General features: G+C 37.3%; 12 protein-coding genes. 3 read left to right on the top strand and 9 right to left on the bottom strand.

Annotation, left to right across the window (positions count from 1 at the left end; genetic code table 11):
• Nucleotides 1-150: 150 nt before the first annotated feature.
• The 3 genes from addB to trxA all read left to right on the top strand — a co-directional run bounded on the left by addB (nt 151) and on the right by trxA (nt 7,248).
• A complete protein-coding gene (addB, locus tag ACFIKG_RS02090; protein WP_375651660.1) occupies nt 151-3,270 on the top strand; it encodes a double-strand break repair protein AddB in 3,120 nt (1,039 codons plus the stop codon).
• Nucleotides 3,271-3,272: 2 nt separating this feature from the next.
• The gene (gene addA / locus ACFIKG_RS02085; RefSeq protein ID WP_375651659.1) at nt 3,273-6,749 is read left to right on the top strand and encodes a double-strand break repair helicase AddA; all 3,477 of its coding nucleotides are present in this window, start codon (nt 3,273-3,275) and stop codon (nt 6,747-6,749) included.
• A 175-nt stretch (nt 6,750-6,924) separates the two neighbouring features.
• Nucleotides 6,925-7,248 (top strand): thioredoxin, encoded by a 324-nt coding sequence (gene trxA, locus ACFIKG_RS02080; RefSeq protein WP_375625497.1) that lies wholly within the window; start codon nt 6,925-6,927, stop codon nt 7,246-7,248.
• Between the two features lie 777 nt (nt 7,249-8,025).
• Here trxA and tsaE read toward each other — a convergent pair.
• The 9 genes from tsaE to ubiB all read right to left on the bottom strand — a co-directional run bounded on the left by tsaE (nt 8,026) and on the right by ubiB (nt 23,092).
• Nucleotides 8,026-8,496, bottom strand: coding sequence for a tRNA (adenosine(37)-N6)-threonylcarbamoyltransferase complex ATPase subunit type 1 TsaE (tsaE, locus tag ACFIKG_RS02075; protein ID WP_375626156.1), 471 nt, complete (start codon nt 8,494-8,496; stop codon nt 8,026-8,028).
• Nucleotides 8,497-8,547: 51 nt separating this feature from the next.
• Nucleotides 8,548-11,013 (bottom strand): PAS-domain containing protein, encoded by a 2,466-nt coding sequence (locus ACFIKG_RS02070; protein ID WP_375651658.1) that lies wholly within the window; start codon nt 11,011-11,013, stop codon nt 8,548-8,550.
• Nucleotides 11,014-11,046: 33 nt separating this feature from the next.
• Nucleotides 11,047-12,444: an adenosylhomocysteinase gene (gene ahcY / locus ACFIKG_RS02065; protein WP_375651657.1), complete on the bottom strand. Its 1,398-nt coding sequence runs from the start codon at nt 12,442-12,444 to the stop codon at nt 11,047-11,049.
• A gap of 719 nt (nt 12,445-13,163) precedes the next feature.
• Entirely contained in the window at nt 13,164-14,162 is a 999-nt protein-coding gene (locus ACFIKG_RS02060) for a complex I NDUFA9 subunit family protein (protein ID WP_375625493.1), read from the bottom strand.
• A 43-nt stretch (nt 14,163-14,205) separates the two neighbouring features.
• Entirely contained in the window at nt 14,206-15,525 is a 1,320-nt protein-coding gene (locus ACFIKG_RS02055) for a bifunctional folylpolyglutamate synthase/dihydrofolate synthase (protein WP_375651656.1), read from the bottom strand.
• Between the two features lie 4 nt (nt 15,526-15,529).
• Nucleotides 15,530-16,450, bottom strand: coding sequence for an acetyl-CoA carboxylase, carboxyltransferase subunit beta (accD, locus tag ACFIKG_RS02050; RefSeq protein WP_375625491.1), 921 nt, complete (start codon nt 16,448-16,450; stop codon nt 15,530-15,532).
• A 993-nt stretch (nt 16,451-17,443) separates the two neighbouring features.
• The gene (locus tag ACFIKG_RS02045; protein WP_375625490.1) at nt 17,444-18,163 is read right to left on the bottom strand and encodes a sulfate transporter family protein; all 720 of its coding nucleotides are present in this window, start codon (nt 18,161-18,163) and stop codon (nt 17,444-17,446) included.
• 1,852 nt (nt 18,164-20,015) lie between these two features.
• The gene (gene coaBC, locus ACFIKG_RS02040) at nt 20,016-21,437 is read right to left on the bottom strand and encodes a bifunctional phosphopantothenoylcysteine decarboxylase/phosphopantothenate--cysteine ligase CoaBC (protein WP_375626168.1); all 1,422 of its coding nucleotides are present in this window, start codon (nt 21,435-21,437) and stop codon (nt 20,016-20,018) included.
• A gap of 68 nt (nt 21,438-21,505) precedes the next feature.
• Complete coding sequence (gene ubiB / locus ACFIKG_RS02035; RefSeq protein WP_375625488.1) at nt 21,506-23,092, bottom strand: 2-polyprenylphenol 6-hydroxylase; 1,587 nt, start codon at nt 23,090-23,092, stop codon at nt 21,506-21,508.
• Nucleotide 23,093 lies beyond the last annotated feature (1 nt).

Here is a 23,093-nt window from a genome sequence, read left to right as displayed (position 1 = left end):
TAATTTACTTCAATATTTTTTTAAATTTAAACTAAAAAATCTGCTGTATAAATATAGCTTTTCAGTTTTTCCTTGTATAAATATTGTATACAGTCAAAATAATACAAATAATCAATAAGCTGAAATTTGTTATCCCAAATATGAGATCATATGACCTATAAACCGCGTGTCTTTTCTATTTCTCCGGGAACTGCTTTTTTGCCTCACTTTGTTGATGCACTACTTTCTGGTAGCCTTATTGATAATTTCGCTTCCAGTGGAGATATTCAAACTGCCCTTGCTGATAGCCTTATTTATGTTCCAACACGTCGTGCTGCTCGCGCTTTGCGTTTAGCTTTTGTTGAAAGAAGTGATACACAATCAACATTTTTGCCAACCATTCGTGCTCTAGGAGATGTAGATGAAGACAGTTTCCTTTTTGTTGAAAATCATACCAGCGCTCTCGATCCACCTATTGGAGAAAGCGAACGTCTTTTACTTTTAGCGCGCCTTATCCGTCCATGGCGTGAAAATTTGCCTGCGCATCTGCGTGCCATGTTTTGTACAGAAGATGTGCTTATTCCGGCTCATAGTGCTGATGCTATTTGGCTCGCGCAAGATTTAGCACATTTGATGGACGAAATTGAAACAGAAGGAGCAGACTGGTCAAAACTTAAAAATATTGCATCTGATATGGTCGCTGAATGGTGGCAAATAACGCTCGATTTCTTGACTATTGTTACGCAAAATTGGCCAAAAATCTTGACAGAAAGACAACGAAGTAATCCCGCGGAATGGCGTAATCAAGCACTCACAATGCATGCAGAGACTTTACGACGTATGCCGCCTGATAAACCGATCATTGCAGCTGGTGTATCAGGTTCTATGCCCGCAGTTTCTCATCTTTTAAAGGTTATCGCTTCTCTACCAAAGGGGGCTGTTGTTCTGCCTGGCCTTGATCTTCATATGGATGAAGAACAATGGAATGCACTAAGCACAAGCAATGAAGAAAAAACAGCTTGTGATTTTTTTGATCTTGCAGAAAATGTTTTTAGCCATCCTCAATATCATTTAAAAAAACTTCTAACTCTCATGGAGTGTCAACGTCATCATGTTTGCGAAATTGGCCAACAAAGTATAACAAAGAAAAAACGAATGGCTCTTTTATCAGAAGCACTCCGACCAGCTTCTACAACAGATAAATGGGTACAAATTGTCCGTAACGATTATGAAAATCTTTGTGCAGATTGGTCATTTATTGAAGCTATAAATGAACGTGAAGAAGCTCTCGCGATTGCTGTTACCTTACGCAAAGCTATTGAAGAACCTCAAAAAACTGCAGCCCTTATTACAAACGACCGTAATTTAGCACGCCGTGTTGCTGTGGAATTACAGCGATTTGGAATTGAAGCAAATGATTCAGGCGGAATACCACTTGCACAAACATTGCCTGTAACTCTCTTACGACTTATCTTAGAAAATGTGTTGCAACCCGATGATCCCATTGCTTTTCTTTCTCTTCTTAAACATCCACTGACAACACTCCAACAAAACCGTCATCGTTTACGGGAAATGGCAGAAAATTTTGAACTTTTTGTTCTTCGAGGGAATACAGGACGCATCAATCTTTGCGAATGTGATCAATTTCTTGAAAAATGGATTGAAACGCACTTTCATAATAGTTCTGAAATCAACGCTCTTGATCAGCAGAAATGTGAAGAAGCACGTTTCCTTTGTCATCTTTTGAGGAAAGCTGTTGAACCTTTAATATCTCTTATGAAACAAGAGAAAGAATGCACCATCAACGAAGCTGCAATAGCAACTGTTGAAGTTTTTGAAAATTTTGGGCGCAATGAGGATAATTCTCTTGCACATCTTTATCAACACGAAGCAGGACAAACCCTATCAAAATTTTTGCGTGAATTGGTCAGTGATCAATCCGGATTAACATTTCATCTTTGCGAATGGCCCGCTATGTTTTCTGCCATAATAGCAACCCGTTCTGTCACACCTTCGCCTGGAGGACATCCACGTTTATTCATCTGGGGTACGTTGGAATCACGTTTGCAAACAGTTGATACAGTGGTCATCGGCGGTCTTAATGAAGGGTCATGGCCGATATCAACCCGAAATGATGCTTTTTTATCGCGACCGATGAAAATGATGTTGACTCTGGAACCACCAGAGCAGCGTATAGGTCTTTCCGCGCATGATTTTCAATGGGCGATGGGAATGGATAAAGTGGTGATGAGTCGCGCATTGCGCGTTAATCATACGCCTTCCATTCCTTCACGCTGGCTACAACGCATGGAAACAGTTGTAGGAAAACAGGTTTGGGAACAAATCCGTGAACGAGGTGAAATACTACGCCATTGGGCAAAGATGCTTGATCATACAAGCATAACTTCTGAGGTGGAACGTCCTTGCCCTGCTCCGCCTCTTGATATACGCCCGCGTCATTTTTCAGTTACTGAAATAGAAACATTACGATATGATCCCTATGCTATTTATGCTAAAAAAATCTTACGGCTCAAACCACTTAAAGAACTTATTCATGATCCTAGCGCTTCAGAACGTGGAACACTTTATCACGCTATTCTTGCAGCCTTTTGCACACAAATAAAAAATCCAAATGATGCAAATGCACTCAATGTACTGCTTTCTATTGGACGTAAAGAGTTTGATAAATTCAATTTTCCACCCGATATTGAAGTAATTTGGTGGAATAGTTTTGAAAATCTTGCTCCACGCTTTATTCAATGGGAACAAAGTTTAGGACTGCGAGAGCGATATTCGGAAGTGGTATCACAAAAAATTCCTATAGGAACAACAGGAGTAACCCTTTCAGGACGTGCTGATCGTCTTGATGTTTTGCCAGATAAAACGGTTGAAATTCTAGATTTCAAAACCGGAACCCCTCCTTCATCAAAACAAGTTCGTGAATTATTATTTCCGCAATTGGCTTTAGAAACAGCTTTACTCATACAAGGGGGCTTCCCAGATTTTCAAGATTTTACCCCCTCAAATTTATTTTACATTCCTCTTAACAAAAAAGGTGAAATTAAATCCCAATCAATTCTTTTAAAGAAAAAAGACGGAAAAACTCATCTAAGTGCTGTTGATCTTGCTGACAATGCATGGGAAAATCTTATCGCACTCATAACTTATTATAAAAATCCACAACAAGGTTATCTTTCACATGCTGTCCCCATGTCAAAACGATATGAAGGTGACTACGACCATTTGGCTCGGTTGTGGGAATGGTCAAGTGGTTTTCATAAAGAAGAGTAATCATGACGTTTTTTTCTATTCCTGAAGCCGCTCTTGATGCACAAGCAACAGCAACACATCCCCAAAAAAACGTGTGGGTTTCTGCAAATGCTGGATCTGGAAAAACCCACGTTTTAAGTGAACGTGTTATCCGTTTGCTTTTAAACGGTACGCCTCCAGCACGTATTTTATGCCTTACGTATACAAGAGCTGCTGCTGCTGTTATGCAATCACGAATTTTTCGCACGCTTTCCAGTTGGAATGAACTCGATGATGCACAGCTGCAAGAAACCTTAACACGGTTTGAAAAAAAACCTGTTAATGCGCAAAAACTAACTTATGCACGACAACTCTTCGCGCGTGCTCTCGAAACGCCTGGTGGCTTAAAAATCCAAACGATTCATGCTTTTTGTGAATCTCTCTTGCATCAATTTATGTTAGAAGCCAATATTGCAGGGCATTTTGAACTTCCCGATGATATCAGTCGAAAAAAATTACGACAAGAATCCCGTCGTCAACTTTTAGCCCGTCGTGATGTACAACCTGCTTTGCAACAGTTACTTCAAGTTATTAGCGAACATACTTTTAACCAATTGCTCTATGAAGCAACTGAAAAGCAACATAAATTGTCTGATTTTTTATCTTCTCTTTTATCTGAAAATGGAGAAGAAAAATTGCGCGCGCTTTTTAACTTAGCGCCCAATGAAACAAATCAATATCTGCTGGAACAAATTAAACAAACAGCGCGCCTTCCTCTTTATGCTCTTAAGCATTGTGAAATCAATGGTAGTCAAAGCTTTAAGGATATGGTGGAAAAACTTTCCCAATTAGAAAAGGTGCATGATGAGACAAATATTCTCAATATTATTTCTGATATTTATTTTACAACAAAAGGTGAGCCGCGTAATTTTTCACATTTATCTCGTAAAAAATCAGATGAAATTTGGCCTTTTATTCAACAAATGCTTGAAGATAAACAAAAAAAGATTTCTATTCTTTTAGAGAAATATCAATGCGCAAAAGTTGCTACTCTCAATATGGCTGCTTTTCAGTTATGTGCTGTTTATCTCAAAATCTATACGAATCTAAAAAAGGCCAATGGCTTCTTAGACTTTGACGACCTTATTGAGCGTACACTTCATTTGTTACAGCGTAAAGGTGCAAGCCAATGGGTTCATTATAAACTTGATCGTGGGCTTGATCACATTCTACTTGATGAAGCACAAGACACTAATCCTGAGCAATGGCAAATTATTCAACTGTTGGCACAAGAGTTTTTCTCAGGTTATAGCCAACGAACAAATATACGGACTCTTTTTGCTGTTGGAGATGAAAAGCAATCTATTTATTCTTTTCAAGGCGCAGCTCCAGAAAATTTTGCTGAAAATGGACGAATCATTCAAAAAAAAGTGCAGCAAACCAATCAACAATTTGAAAAAATACAACTGCATTACTCTTTTCGCTCTACAGCGGATGTTCTTAAAAGCGTTGATATTGTTTTTGAAACACCAGAAAACTATAAAGGACTTTCGGCAGAAAATACAAAAACGGTGCATGAAGCTATTCGTGTTCATAGTCCCGGTGAAGTTGTTATATGGGATGCAATTTCTAGAGAGACGAGTGAATTTCCTCATGATTGGCATTTAAGCGTTGATCATTTAGATACCCCTGAAGTTCGTTTAGCAGAAAAAATTGCTGAAACTATTGCCAACTGGTTACAAAAAGGTGAAATGCTTCCAGCAAAAGGACGCTTAATACGGGCAAGTGATATTATGATATTGGTTCGTAAACGTGATCAATTTGTCTCAGCTCTTACCCGTGCTTTTAAACACCGCAATATTCCCGTAGCAGGGGCTGATCGTTTACAGCTTACCAAACATATTAGTATCCGTGATTTAATGGCGCTTGCACGTTTTGTTTTGCAGTCACAAGATGATCTTTCTCTTGCTTGTGTTTTAAAAAGCCCCCTTTTTGCTCTTAGTGAAGAGGAACTCTATCAGCTTGCTGCACACCGCACCGGCTCTCTTTGGCAAAGCTTATGTACGCACGCATCATCGCAGATATCTTTTAAAGATGCTTTTGAAAAGCTAAACCATTATCGCGCTTTAGTGGATAAAATACCGGTTTTCGAGTTTTATAGCCATATTTTGAATAATGATAAGGGAAGACAAAAAATTCTGTCTCGTTTAGGATCTGAAGCAAATGATGTGCTCGATGCTTTTATGGATTATACGCTCACTATTCAAAAAACAGGATTACCAGGATTACAAGCTTTTTTAGAAACATTAAGTGCAAGTGAACCAGAAATTAAACGTGAATTTGAACAAAATAATGAAGAAATCCGCATTATGACTGTTCATGCTGCAAAAGGACTAGAGGCTGCTATTGTGTTTTTAGTTGATCCTGGTAGTGCGATTTGGCATCCTCAGCATGCGCCTCACTTGCTTAAAGTTCCTTTAAACAATGCACAATGGAACGGAAAACAAACCTTTATTTGGCGTCCCAATGAAAAGTTTGATACAAAACTCTCTAAACAAGCAATTTCACACTTAAAAGAGCGTGCAGAAGAAGAATATAGGCGCCTTCTTTATGTAGGAATGACCCGCGCTGAGGATCGCTTGTTTATTTGTGGATATAAAGGACAGAAAACGCCATCTCATACATGGTTACAACTGGTAAAAAAAGCCCTTGAACCGCATGCTCTTGCTATAAAAGATTCTGCGGAAGATATTGCAGCTTGGCGTTATTGTATTACACCTCCTTCTTCTGCTTCTATAAACCCAAAAGTCCCTTGCGCTGAATGCCAAACCTTACCACCTTTGCCTGCTTTTTTCTCCCATAAAGTACCAGAAGAGCCAGTGCTACCAAAACCGTTAAAACCCTCAGTCGCGAGCCTTGCCATTGAAGCTGATACAGAGCTGTCCTCAAGTCCAAAACAGCTTACCATCTCCCCTGTTTTAGGAGAAACAAACACTAACAGAGCTTTTTTCATTGAATATGGTAATATCGTTCACCGATTATTACAATATTTACCCGATTACCCCCCCCAAAAACGTCGAGACTATGCTCGAAACTATCTCAATATCAAAGCCTCTCATTGGTATAAGAGCCAAAGAGAAGATGCTCTTCGCCATGTTTGGAAAATATTAGATCATGTTTACCTCAAGCCCCTTTTTTCTGAGCATTCACGTGCTGAGGTTTCCTTAATGGGTATTGTAAAAATTCGTGGAAAAGAACACGCAATTTCTGGTCAAATTGACCGTCTCTACATCACGCAAAACAGCATCATCTTTGCCGATTTTAAAACAGGAACCCCGCCAGAAAATGAAGCTGCTATTGCTTCCCATCACTGGTTGCAAATGGCTCTTTACCGAAAATTATTACAAGCTATTCATCCTGATAAAGATATCCAAGCTCTGCTTATCTACAGTAAAGAAGCCAAAATTTTTAAGCTTTCTCCAGAAAAACTCGAGGCATTTCTTGGTGAAGTTGCCTTATAAGTTATTCCTTTCCTTCAAAGTATCCTTACGCTTTTTGACTTTCATAAAATCGCCCAAACAAACACAATGCACAATCTCTGGTGTAAAAAAGTCCTTTAATAATTTATCTTTGCAATAACTTGATATGAATTGTTATCATACCAATCTATAAAGAGTGAATATAAAGGATAAATCAATGACGTGTATAAAAGTTGATAAGGACAATTTCGAAAGTGAAGTTCTAACCTCTTCCACCCCTGTTGTAGTTGATTTTTGGGCAGAATGGTGCGCCCCTTGCAAAATGATTGCTCCAATTTTGGATGAAATTTCAATGGAAATGCAAAATCAAGTTAAAATTGCTAAGGTAAATATTGATGAAAATCCGGAACTGGCTACCCAATACGGAGTACGTTCTATCCCTACATTATTAATGTTTAAAAATGGAAATATTTCATCGAATATGGTTGGTGCTACCTCTAAAGGACGTCTTTCTGAATGGATAAAAGATGGGCTTAGTTAATTCCACATATAATCACTATAAAGGAGAGAAGCTTTGTCTCTCCTTTTGATTTTTTAAACATTCTTTTTTGCATTATATTATAATAAAAAGATAATAAAATCAAAATGTTAAATGAATTTAAGAATTCGTACTTTTATGCATGATTCAATTGACTATTTTTTATAAAAAATTGCCCTGTATGAAGAATATAGGCAATTCTTTCCTTATATGCGCGTCAAAAATATTGGGTGAATGATAATTTCATAAAGGTATTTTCTTCTTGAATAAGACTATAGAGATAGATAGTGCTTTCAACACATAAAAAGGCAATATCAATCTAGAAATAAGGAGATTTTTGTTTGGAGTCCTTTGCAATCATGAAAGGAGATTTTAAGAAAAAACTTTGCAAATTACTTTTCTGAAGTTCACAATTTTTAAGCAGAAAGAAGCAAGCAATTCACTATAGGTTATATAATGCTCTTCTAAAGGGTTACCACTTCAATTTAAAATTCTCTTACACTATTCTCTAGAATCAAAAGACTTTTTTTGAAGCCTTTACTAAAAGTATGAAAGGCAAAAAACATTCTCTAAAATAAATTGATAAATTGCTATAAATTAACGGATGTCCTTTGCAATTTATGTCATTGTTATATAAAAGAGCCAGTATTTCATCTCATCTTCATAGTTGATTACATCCATGAGGGACTTCTTTATGTTGTTCATCATCTCAAATTTCGGTACGTATTGAGGTATTATCAATTAAAAAATGATGATGTTCATGCTCATGTCGATGTTTTTTTAAAATGTACGAATTGCAAAAGACTGTTGCAAACGTTCAATGGAATGTTGTGCTGATCTGAGTGTTACATGACGCCCATGTTCTTTATAGTGTAAGGTGAGTGCAAAAGTGGCGAGTTCTAAAAGAGCTGTATTTCTTTCTGGCCATTCAACAAGTAAAATATTTTTCTCACGAGCTTCATGAAGCCCTAATTCATCAATTTCTTCTGCCATAGAAAGGCGGTAAAGATCAGCATGAATAATTTCAAACTGTGGAAGTTGATAGCTTTGCACAAGAGTAAAAGTAGGGCTTGGAACATCCATAGTATTATCGTTCGCAAGTGTTTGGATGATTGTACGTGCAATAGTTGATTTTCCAGTCCCAAGATCTCCTTGCAGCGTTACAAGATCCCCCGGCTTTAAAGAAAGGGTTAAATGTTGTGCAAAAAGCTTTGTTGCCTCTTCATTTTCAAGAAAAAAACTAAAGTTCATTAAGGGTTCCATGAAATGGATGAAAAATTTTTGTTATAATAAAGATTGAAATTAAAAAATCTTATCTCCTTTGGGAAGTGGGAAAAAACATTTAACTGTTGTTCCTTTTCCAGAACCGGTAAGAATCTCAACATGTCCACCGTGTAGTTCAACGAAACTCTTCACAAGGGAAAGGCCAAGACCCGCTCCTGCACGCCCGCCATGGTGTGAATGAGAAGAAAAACGTTTAAAAATACGATCAAGGACGTCTTTTGGAATATCAGAGCCTTCATTGTGAACGCTAAAGACAATATTATCATCTTGTTCATCAACGCAAAATTCAATAGTGCTCGCCTCCGTTGCAAAATTAATAGCATTACTCAGCACATTCACAAAAATTTGATGCAAGCGTTTTTCGTCAGCAGAAATGGAATTTAAGGAAGGAGAAATTTGTTGTAAAAGCGTAATATGGCGTCCATTAAGGCGATCTTCTATACGTGCTACTGCTTGTATCATAGCATCTGCAATATTAACCGATTTTATGTCCAACTCCATAATGCCTGCATCAAGGGTAGCAAGATCAAGAATATCGTTAACAATATTTAAAAGAGTTCCTGATTCTGAATGAATATGCCCAAGATATTCTTGTTGACGTTTATTGATAGAGCCGAAAATTTGATCACGTAAAATATCCGAAAATCCAATAATATTGGTGAGAGGTGTACGCAATTCATAGGAAACATGTTGGACAAATTCATTACGCAAACGATCAGCACTTTCTAATGCTTCATTTCTTTCTTGAAGAGCACGCGCAACATGGACAGTGTCTGTAACATTCACAAAAGTAAGCATTGTTTGTCCATCGGGAAGAGGAACCAGAGTATAGTCAATAATCATATCATTTTTAAGATCTATACGACCTGAATATGTTTCACGTTTTTCAGCAAAACCGGTAATGAATTTGGTAAATTGATCCCATTCTTGTCCTAAGGTTAAGGCTGAACAATGGCTTTGTAACTGTGTAATATGGGTCCCTTCTACCAGTAAATTATAAGGAAGCGACCACAATTTCGACAAGGCAGGATTCGATAAACGAAGGCGTCCATCGGTACCAAAAACAACCACGCCTTCGGAAAGTTTATCAAGTGTTTCACCTTGTATTTTAATAAGTGTATTATAACGGCGTTCAAGATCAATTTTTTCTGTAAGGTTTTCGTAAAGCCAAGTGACACCTCCTTGTGGATGAGGGTTCGAGATAACACGCACCGTACGCCCATCTGGAAGATTCCAAATTTGTTGGTTCGATTCTGTTTGTCGATAGGCTTTAAAAAGTTCTTCTTTCCATGCGCGCCAATCGGGGTGTTCAGCAATGAGCCCTTTTTCACGTAGACGTTCAAGAAATAATGTATGGCTTGGTTCACTTTCTAAAAAGGAAGTCTCCAACGGCCATAAAACTTTAAAAGCATGATTACAGAATTTTAATTTTTGGTTTGTATCAAAAATAGCTACAGCTGTTGAAATTTGGTCAAGTGTTTCACAATGGCTTTGAAGAACATAACGTAATTCATGAGCAAGATTTTCATATGCGCTGTCATCACGCGCAAAAGCTGCCATCCCTTCGGCTGTTGTAATACGTGTGAGATGAAAACGATGTCGTTCTCCATCAATAACTGTGTGAACATGTTCTTGAAAAATTGTTTCTGTTTCATCTGTTTTGCGTTGTGTATTCTCATTGAAAAGATCACCCACTTCATCACTGCCTTCACGAAAGTCTGTCATTTCTCTAAAGGCGCGATTGATAAAACAAACTTTTCCTTCACAATCTTTTATCCATACGGGCTCTTGAATAAGATCAAGAAGATTACGCTGCATTCTCAGTTCAGTAAGAAGGCGGGCGATATCTTTCTGTAAACGAGCATTTTCACTCTGTTGTTTTGAGATATCTTGAAAACGAGCAATAGCGACTGTTCCTGCGATGACGCCTGTAACTTGTAGCAGTACATTGTTTGTGGTGGTGATAGAAAGATCAAAAGGGTGACATTTACAACGTAGTTGAGTCAATGCATAATCAAGTTCTCGCAGAGAATTTTCTTCAACCCAGAGCTCAAAACGCTGAAAATCTTTCTGATCGATTCCTATTTTTTGCAATGCAGAAAGGGCACCAACGACACGGGGTAAGGTTGTTGGATTTTCCCAAATAAGAAGGAATTGCTCGGTTTCTTCCAGAAGCCATTCATAATATTTAAGTTTTTCAGAAAAATTTGCCTGAATTATCTTCAATGGCTTCTGTGCAGTTTTTTTTGCACACATAATAACAGCTAGACACGTGAGAAGTGAAGCACAAGAAATTCCTCCACACAGCGCTAAAAGCAGCCATGGACCATCTAGTAAAGTGAAGAAAAATGGTAAATAACCTTCCAATGACTGAGCAACAGCGCATGTTGGAGAAAAAAAGAAAAAAAGGCAAAATATATACGCATAGATTCGAATCATTTTTTGAGCTTTTTCTTTGGGGTTATAGTCACCAAAGCTGCGCACGACATCTTACCCTTTTTTAACCCAAGGAAATGTTTAGTAACGGTAATGGTTTGGTTTATAAGGTCCTTGTGGTGTGACTCCAATATAAGCGGCTTGTTCTTCTGATAAAACACTTAATTTTATTCCTAACCGATCAAGATGTAGACGTGCAACTTTTTCATCAAGATGTTTAGGCAAAACAGTGACTTCATTTGTATAGTGTTCTGCACGGGTAAAAAGTTCAATTTGCGCTAAAACTTGATTAGTAAACGAGGCTGACATGACAAAAGAGGGATGCCCAGTCGCATTCCCGAGGTTTAACAAACGCCCTTCAGAGAGCAAAATGATGCGTTTTCCATCGGGAAAGGTGATCATATCAACTTGTGGTTTAATATTTGTCCATGGCAAATTTCTAAGGGCTGCGACTTGGATTTCGTTATCAAAATGACCAATATTGCCAAGAATACACATATCCTTTACTTGTCGCATATGGTCTAAACGAACAACATCTTTATTGCCTGTTGTCGTGATGATAATATCAGCACTGGAAGCAGCATCATCCAAATTAACAACTTCATAGCCATCCATAGCTGCTTGAAGAGCGCAAATAGGATCAATTTCTGTTACTTTAACACGAGCCCCAGCACCAGAAAGAGATGCTGCTGAACCTTTTCCTACGTCACCATAACCACAGACAATGGCAGTTTTACCAGCGATCATCACGTCTGTTCCACGTCGAATACCATCGACCAATGATTCTTTACATCCATATTTATTATCAAACTTTGATTTAGTGACGCTATCATTGACATTAATAGCAGGAAAAGGCAAAAGCCCTTCTTTTTGTAACTGATAAAGACGGTTTACACCTGTTGTGGTTTCTTCGCTTACACCTTTAATTGCTGCGCGCTGTCGTGTAAAAAATCCTGGCGTTGCATCAATACGCTTTTGTATTTGTTTGAAAAAAATTTCTTCTTCTTCTGTTTTGGGATGCGATAGGATATCTTTATTTTGTTCTGCACGACTTCCCATTAAAATATAGTTTGTGGCATCAGCGCCATCATCTAAAATAAGATTGGAAGGATTACCATCTGGCCATTGGAAAATTGCATCTATATAAGTCCAATATTCTTCCAATGTTTCACCCTTAACGGCGAATACAGGAATACCAGTTGCGGCGATAGCTGCTGCTGCATGGTCTTGCGTAGAAAAAATATTGCTAGAGCTCCACCGTATATCGGCGCCAATTGCTTTTAATGTTTCAATTAAAACAGCTGTTTGAATTGTCATGTGCAATGAGCCAGAAATACGCGCTCCACGCAAAGGTTGATTAGAGGAAAACTCCTTGCGACAAGCCATCAAACCAGGCATTTCAGTTTCAGCAATATCAAGTTCTTTACGACCATAAGCGGCAAGTGCAATATCTTTGACAACAAAATCTTGAGCTGCCATTCTTTATTCCTTTAAAATAAGTTTTTCCAAGACGGTAGGAGAAATTAAAAAAAAATGCAAGACAAGAAGAGGACTTCTTTATGTGAAAAAGCTCTTTTAAAATCTCCATAAATTTGTGCAACAAATATGCATTTATGAATCTGAGTAATGATGTTACTGAAAGAATAAGAGATCTTCATGATAAGTCTTATTTATATAAACAAAACTCTATCCTTTTCACGTAACTTTAAAGCTTTTAAAAATCTCCAGAGAGAATACCTTTTAAATAATAAAAATTGTGCATTGCTTCACAGTTTTTATATCGATTTTTTATGGGATAATATCGAAAGTAGAATACTTATATTCTACGCGCTTATGCGGTTGTTGAAAAAGGAAGTATTACCCTACTTTAATCTCATTATTAAGCTTTCTACCAAAATAATATAATGCAAAGTCATAGGTTATCATATTTATGAATAGGCAATTCAGAATCGGTTCTTTAGGATTCCAATGTTGCATCTGCTCTTGGATAAAGACAGTTTATAAGAAGTGCTTTTCTCTTGTTTTCAACGATTTTTATCAAAATACTATAGGTATACGATTAAACATTTTTTGTGATACTGAATAGAGCATTTAAAACGCAAAAACATTACTCTATTGAGCATTCTGATTTCAGAATCGCTAACAACGAGCTATAAATTATAAATCAAATAATTAACTCAGTTTTGAAAAAATTTATTCTAGACGAATAAGTTTTGCGAAAATTGACCATGTGGACGAAATCGCCAAAGATAACTTGGCAAGAATGCAGCCATTGCTCTGGGAGTAATTCCCACACCTTCTAGAGTATATCCATTCTCTATAGCCTCTTTAGAAACAATGTTATCCATTTGCAAAAAACGTATCTGATTGGCTGTTACGAGTGTTGGTACAAAAGGCAATTTACCGATAGTTCCCAAAATTCCTCCAATCAATAGACCAGCAGAAAGGGGCATGGATAGGATTGTTTTTTTACGGTGAATAATTTTGAGTATATTTTCAAGAGTATTTTGAAAGGTGATAATCTGGGGACCACCAAGATCATAATTTTTTCCCCAAGCAACCTGTCCATCTAAAGTGCGCGCGATAAACTCAGCAACGTCACCAACATACACGGGTTGCAATTTGCTTTGCCCACCCCCAAAAAGAGGCATAATTGGTAAAAAACGTGACAAATCTGCTAAGGTGTTAAAGAAACAATCCTCTGGTCCAAAGATAACGGATGGACGGATAATAATTGCTTGAGGATGCTTGTTATGAACGATTTGTTCACCCATAAACTTAACACGTGCATAAAGACATGAAGCATTCTCGTTAGCCACAAGTGCTGACATATAGATGAGTGGAATAGCAGCTTGTGCTGTTAATTCAGCAACATTGTAAGCACCATCAATTTGTGTGTTTTTAAAATTCGATTGATTTGCTTGTTTTAAGCTACCAGGTAAAAACACTGCCGCATCAGCTCCAAGCAACGCGCGTGCAACAGAAGCACGATGCTTGATATCCGTTTTAAGCATTTGGGTTTGTCCTACTTCTCCTATTTGGAGCATGTAATAAGCTTTTTGTGGACAACGAACAGCGATACGAACGCGATATCCCCGCTTAGTCAAAGTTTCAACGACATGTCGTCCTACAAAACCAGATCCGCCAAAAACAGTAACAAGTTTAGGATGTTGATAAAGTGCACAATCAAGTTGCATGATTAAAAAGTCTATCTTTCAACGCTTTTAAAATAATCGATTTTTAGCACGGAGGTGTTTTATTGTCACGCAAAATATCGCCCGCAAGATAAAGGGAACCACTAATAAGGACAATTGCCTCTTTATATTCGGCTCTAATCTTATGCAAAGCATCTTGTAGATGCGCTTGTGGAGTAGCAAAGATTCCTGCTTTTTGCGCTGATTCAGCTAATTTTATTGGAGAGATACCGGCATTATTGTTAATCAGCGGTATCGTATATATTTTATCGACAAGGTTCGCTAAGGAACGAAAATAACCAACAGCATCTTTGGTATTGAGCATACCAGCAATCATAATAATGGGACGATCTGTTTTTTTTCTCCATTGTGTAAGTTCTGCCGCAATAACTTTTCCAGCAGCAGGATTGTGACCACCGTCTAACCATAAATCAATATTAGGAGACAGTTGATCAACCAAATGTCCTTGGATAAGATGTTGCATCCGTGCGGGCCAATAGATATTTTTCAAAGCGTCATTTATGGTTTGTTCTGAAAGTTGAAAACCCGCTTGACAAACTGCTTCAAGAGATGCGCCAGCATTGGCAACTTGGTGGTCTCCAATAAGGTTAGGAAGTGAAAGATCCATGAGACCTTGATTGTTTTGAAAAACCATACGTCCATGTTCTTTATAACTTTGATAATCTTGATCAAATAGAGAATAAGGTGCTTTATTTTTATCGGCAAGGGGTATTAAAGTAGCAAGAGTTTCTTCATAATTTTGCTTCCCGATGACTACTGGAACATTTGGTTTGATAATCCCTCCTTTTTGAAAAGCGATTTGAGCAATTGTATTTCCAAGAAAGGTTTCATGATCATAATCAATGGGCATAATAAGCGATACAGCTGGTTTGTTAATGACATTGGTAGCATCAAAACGTCCTCCCAAACCAACTTCTAAAATGACAACATCAGCTGGATGTATACTAAACAGCATAAAGGCAGCGGCTGTAAAAATTTCAAAAATAGTAATCGGCTCTTGACGATTTACTTTTATAATTTCACGGATTATCTCAGCCAATTGGTTTTCTGTAACAAGTTGACCACCTCCTTTTTGACCTAACCGGCAGCGTTCATTCCAGTTGACGAGATGAGGTGAGCTATAGACATGAACGCAGTATCCTGCACTTTCTAAAAGAGCACGGCAAATTGCTGAGGCAGATCCTTTGCCATTTGTTCCAGCGATGTGAATAATAGGGGCAAGTTTTAAATGCGGATTACCAAGACGCTCTAAAAGGTGAATAATACGCTCTAAAGAAAGATCAAATTTTTTCGGATAATTTTTTAGTAAATCATCCACCACCCTTTGTATTTGGCTTTGTTGCATAAACTTAAGCTGCTTTTGTCCTAGAAAGCGATGTTTGAAAGTCTGTTGGGGATGGATCGGAAGGGTTAAAAACAGCAGGGCGTTTCATCATCAAGCGTAAAAGACGCGCAATTGTTGTTTTCATTTCTAAACGCGATACAACCATATCAATCATACCATGTTCGAGCAGATATTCACTACTTTGAAAGCCTTCTGGTAGGGTTTCACGTATAGTTTGTTGAATCACACGTGGACCAGCAAAACCAATCATAGCGCCAGGTTCGGCAATGTGAATATCACCAAGCATGGCGTAAGAAGCAGTAACACCACCGGTGGTTGGATTAGTCAGCACAACAATATAGGGAAGTTTTGCTTCTTTCAACATTTCAATCGCTACAGTTGTACGAGGCATTTGCATCAACGAGAGCGTTCCTTCTTGCATGCGTGCGCCACCAGAAGCAGAAAAAAGAACTAACGGGCGCCTTTCGGCAATGGCAGTATCAAAAGCTTTAATAATAGCTTCTCCTGAAGCCATACCGAGTGATCCACCCATAAAGGCGAAATCTTGAACAGTTGCAATAATTGGTAAGCCTTCAATCGTACCACGTGCACTTAAAATATTATCATCAACACCAAGTTTAGAACGATAATCTTTTAACCGGTCAATATAGCGTTTTTCGTCACGAAATTTTAAGGGATCTGTTACAACCTTTGGATTTTCAAGAGCTGTATAAACACCATCATCAAAAAAATGCATGAGACGATTTTTAGCGCTGATACGCATATGATGGCCAGAATTGGGAGCGACAAATTGATTAGCTTCCAGATCTTTATGGAAGATCATTTCACCACTGGTAGGATCTTTAATCCATAGATTTTCTGGAATTTCACGGCGCCCCAATATAGAATTAATTTTAGGACGAACATAATTTGTAATCCAGTTCATCTTTATAACCTTCCTTTAAATATTACACATCTTTCGCATAATTTGAAAGAATATGAACCTAAGCAGTCACATTTGCTTTACCGGTGTAACAAAGAAGCCTATTTAATACTTTTATCAGTGTACGTATAGCTTGTTTTTTAATTTTTTAATTTTCCAATATCATAACAATCATATCTATGAAGAGTATTCCCTATAACAAATTTCTCATAAGTTTAAGAACTTACATGTTTTTATTTTTTTACTTTGGTATTAAAATTCACTCCTTGCGATGGTTAACAACCCCCTTATTTTTCAATAAAAATGAATATCCAATTAATCATTCGTATCAACAGTTTTGAAGAAAAGAAACCTTATAATATAAGGCGTTAACAAGGCTAAAATAATCCATTTAAGATAATGTATATGATAACACCATATTAGCGAAACGCTAACATCAGAGCAAGATTTTTTTCAAAAGGTTTTTTTAAAGCGCGCGCTTTTCACAATTAAAATAGAATACCCTCAAAAATGCTATCATATTACTCATTCATGTGCTTGTTTTACACAGACATTTTTCAATAATCCCCAAAACTCTCTTATGACGGTGCTCAGAAGAGTGTACACTCTCCATGAATGGTATAAAATACATTATGCTCTTCATTTTTACTGAAATAGAAGGTACAAATCGATACCATCATACTCTTTTCCAGTTTTTAATGTGACGAAAATGTTTGCATTGAAAGATTTATAAAAGATATTTCAGGCCTTTTTGAAAGTACTTTTATCCACACACCACCTTCGTTTATGACATATTAACAAACGATTTCAATTGATCCAATATGGATAGGATTAAAATGAGAAAGCCTCATGATATTTAGGTTTTTCACTCATGTTATGAAACGATAAATTATCTTTATAAATCAATATATTGCTTTAATAAAAGATAAAGCATAAGATTTTAATATTATGCTTTCTTTGGCTGGCAAGTTTTATTAGCCTTAAAGTCAAGTAACATTATTTTTGTGTAATGCGTGCCATGGTCTTTTGGGAAAGCATTTTGTGTAAATATGTCATAAAGGCGGCTGCAAAAAGCGGTGTTGATAAATTAAGAATTGGAATCGAAACAAAAAGCGCTATCAATAATCCTGCACCAAAAACCGTTGTATAATGAGTATGTAAAAAAGCACGTGCATCTTGCTCTGTTCGAAAACGATAAGCAGCAAACAAGAAATATTCATGACCAAGCAAATAACCATTAATAACATAAAAAGCGATTAAATTAATACCTGGTATGAAGAATAAAATAAAAGCAATTCCATTACCAAGAAGGCTTAAAATAACAAATTTAAAGGAAATGATAAGAGAACGCTGAAACGGCAAAGCTTGTCCAATAGGCTCGTTTGGGTAATCCTCTTTTTCAATGATTTCAGCAACAGAGTCAATGAAAAAACCACCAATCATAGCTGCGATTGGTGCAATCAAAAAAGCCAACAAAAGAGCCAAACCAAGATTAAAAATGATAAGCACGCTAAAACCAATCCATCCCGCCCAACTAGGGAGTCCAGGAAGAAACTGAGCAATCCAGGGCCAAAAGTAAGACACAAAAAGTTGGTGCACACATAACCATAAAATGGCGAGAATGAAAAAAGTAATCCCCAATGCTTTCAGTATCATAATACTATATTGCGAGGTCAGAAGACGTTGTAAAGCACGATAGGCAGCAGTAAAAATCATAGATTAATAAACTAAGGAAAGAAGCAAAAAAACAAGAAATATATTTAAAGAATGCACAGTGTAATTTTTTATTTTTTGAATTACAAGATTTCTTTTCAAGAACATTATAAAAAACGGCTAAGGCTTCTTTGTTTAAAATAAAATTTGAATAAATAGAAATTTTGATTTTTAAAAATCAAGAAGAATTTAAAAAGCAGCTGTTGTAGAAGAAATTTTTAATATTTTTCTACAGAGTGCAGGTTATTGCGTTTATATGATATATGTGAAAAATTAAGGAATAAGAACTATTTGGGAGGAAAGTTGTTGACTTCTATTTATTCAGTAGTGTTGTCTAACTTCGTTTATCTACGTGCTTAATTGTTTTGTACAATTCCTAATGCTCTGTACTTTTATACTATTTGGCGGCATGCTTTTGCCTCTCGCTTTTATTCAAAACATATTGAGTTCAATGGAATCGGAGTAACGTAGTAGCTTGTAGATATTCTGATTTGGGCAACAGAATAATTAATATGATAGAAGTGGAAAATAAGCTTAGGCGATTGATCGTCCATATCCCATGGAAGGGTAATTTCTTGAGAAGAAGCAAAGAGTGGGAGACACCACTGATGATTAAAAATGATGAGATTTTGAATTTTAAAAGCTATAAGTGCAATGAAGTAGAATTCATTGAAGCACTTTTCATACAAGTGGTGCAATGTATCAAATAATTTTTAGATAATAACACCACTAATTTATGAAGAGAATTGATCATTTTCAACTTGAATAAGAATCCAAAATATAGAAATATTCTTTAATTTCAAAGCCTTTATTCAACATCAAAAAATTATTTACTTGCACATTATAGGCGAGACCAATGTATGGATACAAAGCTTTCGATAAAGGACTAAAAATGCTTCTCATGAAACATCACAATGTGAGGATATCATGGATCAAATTCTAGTCTTTGTGGTCTTGGTATGCTGGAGAGAGGACACACACATTTAATTTTAAAGACCGATCACTGAGGAAAATAATAAAGGCGTCAGTTTCATAAACTTATAGACAGTGGTGCAATGAATTTTATCTACACTCTTTATGAGCATCAGTGTAAGATATGCTTCAAATTGTATTGAGATGTTAAAATACATTGATTTATTACATTATTTTTCATAGTGAATAAGAGCTTCAAATAAAGTTGTCATATTTTCTCATTAGCTGCTCTCATCATGAAATAATCAAAATCATTTACTTGCACATCATAAATAGGAGCAATATCGGGATAAAAACATTGAAGAAAGAAAATGCTTTTATAAATTTTATTCAGTGCAAGAGCTTTCTCAAAATTGATAATAGGCAAAGTGAATGATAGCTTGTTTTTTTATAAGCTGGGGAGACAGTGGTGCAATAGATCCTACTTTTGTATGAAGACTATGGCAATTTTTTAAAGAAACATTTCCCAACAGTGCCTGTGAATGGTATAAGGGTAAAGCTCTCGTGAATAATATAAAACTTATAGGGCACCACTATCTTTACACTTAATAAAAGAGCACGGCGGGCACCATCATTCTCTCAGTATTGCTCGACAGCTCTGTTCTTGAGACGGTCCATTATAAGCGTTTTTAGTTCTTTCTTAAACGTTTTGTATTCATACGGCTATCCTTCTTTGCAACGTGCAAGAAAATGGTTTTTATTGATTCAACATGAGAGAGATTTGAAATGAGAGAATCTTACGATATTCGGGATTCTAATTTAATATGAACAACGCTAGATTATCACTATAAATCAAAATATTGTATACTAATCGAGATAGATAGACACCTATTGTTAGTTCTATTTTATAAGGTGTTTTAATATGAATGCATTTGAAGGGTTATTATTTGAAATGGGGTATATTTTCCTCATGAGGAGTAGGTGTTTGGGGGGCAAAAAATGATACAATCATGTTTGCTAATTTTTGCGCTACGTGTTGTTTACTCATATGGGGCCATTGTTCAACTTTTTCCTTACTCACGAGATAAACTTGATTTGTATCAGCACCCATGACACTTGTGCCATCTAGTTGAAGAGAAATATCATTAGCAAGAATGAAATCAGCTCCTTTTTCAACACATTTTTTTTGCGCATTGGCAATGATATCACATGTTTCAGCAGCAAAACCAATGACCAATGAGGGGCGATTTGGAGCGTGTCCAATCGTTGCTAAAATGTCAGGATTTTCGACCATATGAAGGGATGGTGGTATTTTATGAGCATTCTTTTTAATTTTGTGTAAAGACTGCGTTTGACTGCGCCAATCACAAACAGCGGCAACGAAGATGGCACCATCAGCAGGCAATGCGGTTTGAACGGCTTGTAACATCTGTTGTGCTGTTTCAACATGAATGGTTTTTACTTCTTGTGGGTCTGCAAGATTAACAGGTCCACAAATAAGTGTTATTTTTGCACCCAAATGCGCAAGAGCGGTTGCGATGGCATGACCTTGTTTTCCTGAAGATCGATTAGCAAGATAACGCACCGGATCAATTGGTTCATGGGTAGGGCCAGAGGTAACGATGAAATGGCGGTCAGAGAGAGGTTTTTCATGCACATTCAAAAGAGCCTCTATGGTAGCGACAATCGTTAAAGGTTCACTCATGCGCCCATATCCTATCTCGTCACGTTCAGCCATATTTCCGATTTCTGGTCCAATGATATGAACGCCATCTGCGCGCAGTTGTGCAACATTGCGAATAGTGGCCGGATGCGCCCACATGGACGGATTCATAGCAGGTGCAATTAAGAGTGGACAGCGTGCCGCTAAAAGGATGCAATCAGCCAGATCATCTCCTATGCCATTGGCTATTTTTGCAATGCGATTGGCTGTAGCAGGGGCTAAAATAATAAGGTCAGCATTACGTGCTAATCGGATATGTCCAATATCGTGTTCTTCTTCGCGTGAAAATAAATCAGTATATACAGTACTACCGCTTAAAGCTTCAGCGGCTAAAGGCGTAATAAATTTTTGTGCTGCTTTTGTCATTACAACTTTTAAGTGTGCTCCACGTTCTTGTAAACGGCGCATCAAATCAAGTGCTTTATAGGATGCAATACTTCCTCCAATAATAAGAAGGAGAGATTTTGATTTCAATGATTGCACTTCAACAGCACTAGTATGAGAGAGTTGTGTGGTGTAAGGAGTGGGATTGCTTAAAAGGCGTCGGACTTCTTCTTCCATAGAAATACCATTTTTCGCGGCGCGTATGCGCAAAGCTTCTTTGGTTTCAGGAGACAGGTTACGAATAGTAATACTGGCCATAAAATACCTCCAAGAAATAAAATGATTGCAATGATTTCATTATTGATATTTTTAGCATATTAAGGAAATTAGAAAAGATGAAAAAAGTAAAAAGTGAGACAAACGCAACAAAGCGCAATGATGAAAAGGCTATAACGACCATAACGGTTTCTGCGACTTTGTTCGACAGCAAGTTGTTTGAGGGTGGCAGGAGAAAGATTAAAACCTGTTTTTCTCATTTGATCTAAATCTTCTTCTATCCGTTGGAAATTTTGAACCAATTGTGGTGTTTTGCGTGCCAGCGAAAGGAGAGCTTGCGCTCCTTCACTAAAGTCTTTTGCAACGCCTACGGGCCCTAAATTTTTACTAATCCATTCTTTGACAACAGGTTCAGAAGCTTTCCACATATTAAAAGTGGGGTCTAATGTGCGGGCAACACCTTCCACGACAACCATCGTTTTTTGCAGCAATAAAAGTTCAGGTCGCGTTTGCATGTCAAATAATTCAGTGACTTCAAACAATAAAGTGAGCAATTTAGCCATGGAAATGCTTTGTGCTGATTGTCCGTGTATTGGTTCACCAATAGCGCGGTTGGCTTGCGCAAAGCTTTCAATATTATGGTATGAAGGAACATAACCTGCTTCAAAATGGGCGCGTGCAACCCGATGGTAATCGCGGGTAATAAAGCCGTAAAGAATTTCAGCAAGGAAATGCTTTTCTTTTTTGCCAAGTCTTCCTGTAATGCCTAGATCAACAGCAACAATACATCCTTTTGCATCTACAAATAAATTACCAGGATGCATATCGGCGTGAAAAAAACCATCACGCAATGTATGACGAAGAAAAGATTGAATAAGCGTAATGGCAAGCGCCTGCAAATCAAATCCTGCTTCTTTGAGTTTGGAAATTTCGGATATTCTGATACCATCAATCCATTCCATTGTGAGAACATTACGTCCTGTCCGTTCCCAGTCAATACGCGGAACCCGAAAGCCTGTATCATGTTGAATATTTTCAGCCATTTCAGATATAGCTGCTGCTTCTAACCGTAAATCCATTTCAAGGCGTGTTGTTTGTGCTAAAGTATCCACCACACGAACAGGACGAAGCCTTCGAGAGGCAGGGATATAGCGCTCTTGTAAGTGAGCAATGAGATAGAATCCTCTAAGATCTTTAGAAAAACGCGCTCTGATATTAGGACGAATAACTTTTACAGCACATTTTTTCTTATGACCAGTTTCATCACTGTATTCAGCTGGGTGAACTTGAGCAATAGAAGCGGCAGCAATGGGGGGATAAAAATTTATGAATAAATCATCGATAGAGCGACCAAGAGAACTTTCAATTTGAGCGACAGCGGCAGTGCAAGAAAATGTTTGGACACGATCTTGTAGTTGTGACAAATCTTCCGCAATATCACGCCCAACAATATCAGGTCTTGTGGCAAGAAATTGACCAAGTTTTATGTAAGAGGGTCCAAGCTTATTAATGGCATACGAAATATTTTCAGAACGCTGTTTTTTTTTTGTTTTGCGTCGTGCTAATGCACTCGCTATACGATGACATAGCGCTGGAAATCCTTGAAGGTCATCATGAGGAAGAGCACTTAAAACACCTTCACGTGTTAAAACCCATCCTGCACGCATCAATTGAAAGTAAGGGGAAATTTGCACCATT

Source organism: Bartonella sp. LB28NMGDW, from assembly GCF_042194435.1.
Classification (GTDB): domain Bacteria; phylum Pseudomonadota; class Alphaproteobacteria; order Rhizobiales; family Rhizobiaceae; genus Bartonella; species Bartonella grahamii.
This window is presented reverse-complemented; position numbering and strand designations above follow the sequence as displayed.

Bases quoted from the DNA above. Each gene is read 5' to 3' on its own strand.
- ubiB (WP_375625488.1), bottom strand. From the start codon at position 23,092: ATGGTGCAAATTTCCCCTTACTTTCAATTGATGCGTGCAGGATGGGTT.
- addB (WP_375651660.1), top strand. From the start codon at position 151: ATGACCTATAAACCGCGTGTCTTTTCTATTTCTCCGGGAACTGCTTTT.
- coaBC (WP_375626168.1), bottom strand. From the start codon at position 21,437: ATGGCCAGTATTACTATTCGTAACCTGTCTCCTGAAACCAAAGAAGCT.
- ACFIKG_RS02055 (WP_375651656.1), bottom strand. From the start codon at position 15,525: ATGCAACAAAGCCAAATACAAAGGGTGGTGGATGATTTACTAAAAAAT.
- accD (WP_375625491.1), bottom strand. From the start codon at position 16,450: ATGAACTGGATTACAAATTATGTTCGTCCTAAAATTAATTCTATATTG.
- addA (WP_375651659.1), top strand. From the start codon at position 3,273: ATGACGTTTTTTTCTATTCCTGAAGCCGCTCTTGATGCACAAGCAACA.
- trxA (WP_375625497.1), top strand. From the start codon at position 6,925: ATGACGTGTATAAAAGTTGATAAGGACAATTTCGAAAGTGAAGTTCTA.
- ahcY (WP_375651657.1), bottom strand. From the start codon at position 12,444: ATGGCAGCTCAAGATTTTGTTGTCAAAGATATTGCACTTGCCGCTTAT.
- ACFIKG_RS02060 (WP_375625493.1), bottom strand. From the start codon at position 14,162: ATGCAACTTGATTGTGCACTTTATCAACATCCTAAACTTGTTACTGTT.
- ACFIKG_RS02045 (WP_375625490.1), bottom strand. From the start codon at position 18,163: ATGATTTTTACTGCTGCCTATCGTGCTTTACAACGTCTTCTGACCTCG.
- tsaE (WP_375626156.1), bottom strand. From the start codon at position 8,496: ATGAACTTTAGTTTTTTTCTTGAAAATGAAGAGGCAACAAAGCTTTTT.